This window comes from uncultured Gimesia sp. (assembly GCF_937919775.1).
Classification (GTDB): domain Bacteria; phylum Planctomycetota; class Planctomycetia; order Planctomycetales; family Planctomycetaceae; genus Gimesia.
This window is the reverse complement of sequence record NZ_CALFPF010000662.1, coordinates 1-5,439: the sequence shown is the minus strand read 5'-3', so window position 1 is coordinate 5,439 and position 5,439 is coordinate 1. Positions and strand designations below refer to the sequence as shown.

Annotated in this window: 2 protein-coding genes; one reads left to right on the top strand and one right to left on the bottom strand. The window is 49.2% G+C overall.

Annotated elements, in window-relative coordinates:
- Positions 1-27: 27 nt before the first annotated feature.
- Positions 28-4,467 (top strand): amidohydrolase family protein, encoded by a 4,440-nt coding sequence (locus Q0294_RS18865; RefSeq protein WP_299468551.1) that lies wholly within the window; start codon positions 28-30, stop codon positions 4,465-4,467.
- A 14-nt stretch (positions 4,468-4,481) separates the two neighbouring features.
- On the opposite strand, the gene Q0294_RS18860 is transcribed toward Q0294_RS18865, so the two are convergent.
- Positions 4,482-5,439, bottom strand: a 958-nt coding sequence (locus Q0294_RS18860; RefSeq protein WP_299468549.1) for a thioredoxin family protein, incomplete at its 5' end; no start/stop codon positions are given.

Genomic DNA, 5,439 nt, shown 5'->3' with positions numbered 1-5,439 from the left:
GTCATGTACTATTTCCGATTCCTTGGTTTGTTACTTTTGATCTGCATCCAGGCAGTTCCCGCATCAGTCAGCGCTCAAGCCGAACGAAATGTGGGGTTTGAGTTAACTGCATTTGCATTGACGCACGCCAAGGTTGTCACCAGGCCGGGGGCTGTTCTCGAAAATGCCACGGTTCTCATCAGAGACGGTCTGATTGAAGAGATCGGCGCGGATCTCAAAATTCCCTCTGATGCGGAAGTGATTGATTGTCAGGGAATGTTAATTTACGCCGGCTTCATCGATGCCGGCTCCAGTAGTCTGATCAATCAAGACATAAAACCGCCCAAGCCGGACGCCCGAAAAGTTGACTTCGGTCGTTATGCCCTGGCAGCAACGCGGCCTGACAATCGAAATTATCTTAGCCCGGAGTTTCATGCGAATCAGGCGGTGACCAATAAAAAAGACAGTTTCACGAACTATCAGAAAGCAGGATTTACGTCGGTTCACATCCTGCCTCAAGGAAAGATTGCCAGTGGACAGGGCACCTTGCTTTCCACGAGCGAATTTCCAGTTCGAGAGTCGACGTTGATTGAATCCACGATGAGTTCTTTCCGGTTGTATGCCCCACAGGGCGATGTTTACCCTAAGACGCTGATGGGAGCCGTCGCTCATTTGCGACAAACGTTTCTGGATACAAAACATTACGAACAGCATTGGGCTTTGTATCAGGACCAGTCCGCATTTATTAAGCGTCCCCCGACCGATCCGGCTTATGCGGTTTTTCTGGAAATTCTGGATGCGAAGCAAGTCCCTGTCTTTGCCGCTAATTCGCGTGATGAAATATTGCGTGCTCTCGATTTTTGCCAGGAATTCAAAATTAAACCGGTGATTTATGGAGGAGCAGAAGCGCATCTTTGTCTGGATCGGCTGAAAACAGAATCGCAGGGTGTCATCTGCAAGCTGGATTATTCCGAGAAACCCAAGCTCGAAGAAAAAGCAGAGAATGCGGAGACAAAAAAACTCACAGCCGAGATTCCAGATCCGTTACGGGTACAACAGGAAAAACTCAGACTCTGGAAAGCACGGATTCAGGGACTGACAATGTTGGCCGACAGTGGATTACCGGTTTCGCTTTCTTCTGAATCGCTGAAAAATCATGTGACCGATTTGTTACCGCAATTACGGACCGCCGTGAAAGAAGGATTGTCGGCGGACCAGGCGCTCCGGTTTTTGACCGTCGATGGTGCAAAAATATTAGGAATCGATCAACGTCTGGGAACCATCGAAAAAGGAAAATTGGCCCACCTTGTCATCATGAATGGTCCCTGGGAGAAAAGTGAGACAAAAGTTCGTTTTCTGTTTGTGGATGGCGTCAAATTTGACTTTGAAGACAAATCAAAGAAAGAGGATGAAAAAACGCCGGGAACGATCTCGCCGGAGAAAGAACAGCCGGCCAATATCGATTTAGCGGGAAGCTGGGGAGTCGAAATTGAATCGGCACAGGGAAAAGTGATCGGTCAACTCCAACTTGCACAGGAGAAAGAGAAACTGCGCGGGACTTTTACCAGCGAAAAAGGGGATGGGAAAGTGACCTCGGGCAGCATCAAAAAAGACCAGTTTGAGTTCACGGTGGGAATCGGGGCTGGCGGACATGCGATTGAGCTGCAGTTTAAGGGTTCCCTTGGAAAAGAGCCGAAACCAGCACGTATTTCCGGGAAATTGAAATCTGCCTTTGGTACGGAAACCAGTTGGGCTGCGGTTCGTATACAGGAAAACTCCAAACCTGCTTCCGAAAATCCGATCATGCTTTCCATCGAAGGAGCAGACGATGACAGTGATTTACCGGGAGACTCAATTTCTGATGTGCTGGTCGCCGAAAAACCGGTTCTGACGGAAGTCCAAAAGCAAAAAGTGAATTATCATCTTTATCACACCGAACTGGAGGCGGATCGTGTCAGACGCTCTCTGAAAACCGACGGCAATCTGGTACTTAAAAATGGCACTGTGATTACCGTCACCGGTGAGACTTTGAAAAACGCTACCATCCTGGTGAAAAAGGGAAAAATCGCGGCGATCGGAAAAGATCTGGAGGTCCCTTCCGGCATGGCTGAGATTGATATCACCGGCTTGTATGTGATGCCGGGAATTATTGATACGCACAGTCATATTATGATCACCGAGGGGATCAATGAGTCTTCGCAGTCGATCGTGCCGGAAGTACGCGTCAAAGATGTGGTGAATACTTCTGATCCGTCAGAGTATCGGGCATTAGCCGGCGGTGTGACCGCTGCCCGACTCTTTCATGGTTCTGCCAATGTGATTGGTGGTCAGGATGCGGTCGTGAAATTAAAGCACGGCACAACGGCTCAGGAGCATATCCTGCATGATGCACCACAGGGGGTCAAATTTGCATTGGGCGAGAATGTGAAATACCAAACCTCGCGTTTCCCCAATACGCGAATGGGAGTGGAAGCCACATTGCAGCGGGCTTTTCTGGAAGCCATCGATTACCGGCGTCAATGGCAGGAATATGAAAAAGCACAAAAGTCGGATCGTAGTGAAAAGCGGCTGCCTCCGCGCCGCGATTTGCGGCTGGAAGCACTGGCCGATATTGTCAACCACGAAAAATTCATTCATTCCCATTGTTATCGGGCGGATGAAATTCTGATGCTGCTCCGCGTGGCCTCGCATCTGGGAGTGCGCGTCTGGTCGCTGCAGCATGTGCTGGAAGGATATAAAATCGCGCCGGAAATCCTGGCGCATGGCGCAAGCTGCAGTACGTTTTCGGATTGGTGGGCGTATAAGATTGAAGCCTTCGATGCGGTACCCCACAATGCGGCTCTGTTAAATGAATCCGGCGTGAATACGGTTATTAAAAGTGACGACTGGGAATTGATCCGACATCTGTATCTCGAAGCGGCCAAAACCGTTCGATACGGGAATATGTCCTTTAATGACGCTTTACGGACGATCACAATTAATCCTGCCCGTGAATTAGGTCTCGATCAGAGAATCGGGTCCATCGAGATCGGGAAAGATGCCGACTTTGCTGTTTTCAGCGGTTTTCCATTGAATGCCTATTCCCGCTGTGAAATGACCATCATTGAGGGAGAGATTTATTTTGATCGGAAAAAACAACCCACGGCAATGTCAGAAACGGCAGAACGGCGTTCGCTAACTCCCAATGTGGAAATCGCACAGCGGAACTCCGAGCCCCTTTCACTTCCGACAGGTGATCTCAAAGCATTCGCGATCGTGGGGGCCACGCTGCATCCGGTGGATGGAGGCGATATTGCCGGCGGGACCATCATTGTCAAAGGAGAAAAGATTGATTATGTCGGGCCGGCAAAAACGCTGTTGAAAGAGATGACGATCGTCGATGCCAAGGGTTTACATGTCTATCCGGGGCTGATTGATTCCGGGTCGACATTAGGTTTGACTGAAATAGATAAAGTTCGTGAAACGCACGATTATGGGGAGAGCGGCGATCTGCAGCCGGATTTACGAACCGGAGTGGCCATCAATCCCGACTCCGAGTTATTTCCCGTGGCGCGGGCCGGCGGTATCACATCTGTGCTGGTCTGTCCTCAGAACGGTTTGATCGCCGGGCAGGCTTCCCTTGTTCAAACGGCAGGCTGGACGGCACCGGAGATGGTGATGGATCTTGAAGCGGGCCTGCAGATTCTCTGGAGCACAAAAAAAGAGCGTCAGCAGGAATTAGAGGACTTTCTTCAGAAAGCACGTCTTTATCAAAAACTCAAAAAACAGACTGAAGAGAACGCATCGAACAGGCCGGTGACAGATCCCCGTTATGAAGCGCTGCTACCTTATCTGGATCAAAAGAAGCCGGTGTTCATTGAAGCAAATTCGGAGAAAGAAATCGCCGGTGCCCTGCTCTTTGCTGAGAAAGAAAAATTGCGGGTGATTATCACCGGCGGCACTGATGCCTGGAAACTCGCACAGGAATTAAAGGCAAGAAAAGTGCCTGTGATTGTCGGTCCTGTGATGAAGAAACCGGAAGAAAACTTTGACCCGTTTGACGCGCCGTATGCCAATCCGGGGCAGCTCTATGATGCAGGCGTTTCCTTTTGTATTCGTTCGCATAGTGCCTGGAATTCGCGGAACACTCCGTTTGAAGCAGCGATGGCAGTCGCATACGGTTTGCCGGAACAGGCTGCCCTGAGAGCGGTCACGCTCTCTGCAGCGGAAATTCTGGGAGTAGAAGAACAGATCGGTTCTTTAACAGAAGGGAAACTGGCGAACTTGATCATCGCCGATGGTTCCCCATTACAGCATACTTCTCATATCAAGGCTGTTTGTGTAGGCGGGAAATTGTTACCGCCGGAAAGTAAACAAACTCGATTGTATGAGCGTTATCGCAGTCGATTACTGGAAATGCAGAGCCCTGGAAAAAACAAATCTCCTGCGCCGATTCCACTGGAAACTCAGAAAACGGAACCTGCCAGGAAACCTGCCAACACAAAATAAGCGAGCACTGCTGATTAACGTAAAACAGCGCCCTCAATATGTTTAAATTTGAGAACATGCATGGTGCGGCTGAAACGGTCCGGGTTCTTTTTGAACTCTTCGCGTGATTCGAGATCAACAAACAAATAGAGGTTGTGATCGTAATAGGCACCGTATTTTGTGTTACCCGGAATCGCACGATCCTGCTTGTTGAGGATCACAGGGTCACAACCCAGTAACTGGGGGGCGTAACGTCCCGGATCATTTTTGAAGATCTCCAGCTCAGTCCGATTGCTCAGGAGATAAGTGATACCCTGGTAAGGCCAACTGAATTCTTCGTCCCCTTTATTCCATTTTCGATCTCGTGTCAGCGCAATCGGGCTGTATCCCTCCAGACCAATATTGGAAGGCGAAGTCGCAATATAAGTTTTCTCTTCCGTTTGAGACGGGGTCGATTTTTCCTCAGGTTCGAACTGATCTTCCTTTTTTGGTTTTTGCATCAGCTCTTGTTTACTATTTTGGCCAGCCATATAAACGCGTCGATCATTTTCGTAACGCGAGGCACCGCGTCCCAGAAAGCTTAAATAGTCGTTTTTTGCCTGCATGCCATCGGTACGAGTAATAATCGTACCTGTGGGGGTTAAGAGGATATCGCTGGGAAGAGAACGCACGTTGAAACGATCAACCAGATGCTGATTCTCATCACTGTCAATCTTGACGGCAATAAATCGTTTGCCAAACTGACTGGTGAGGGCCTGGGTGTTTAACACTGTCTGGTCCATTTGGCGGCAGGGGCCGCACCAGGACGCATGAAAGTGCAACAGGACGGGAAGGTCATTTTGCTGCGCCAGTTTCTGGGCAGATTCAAAATCATGCAACCACTGACCCGCAAATGATTCATTTACTGTAATAACAATCAAAGAGAACGTGATTGTTATGATCGATAAATGCAGTTTCTTTGACATCCGTTTGGTTAATTGCATGAAAGTGCCT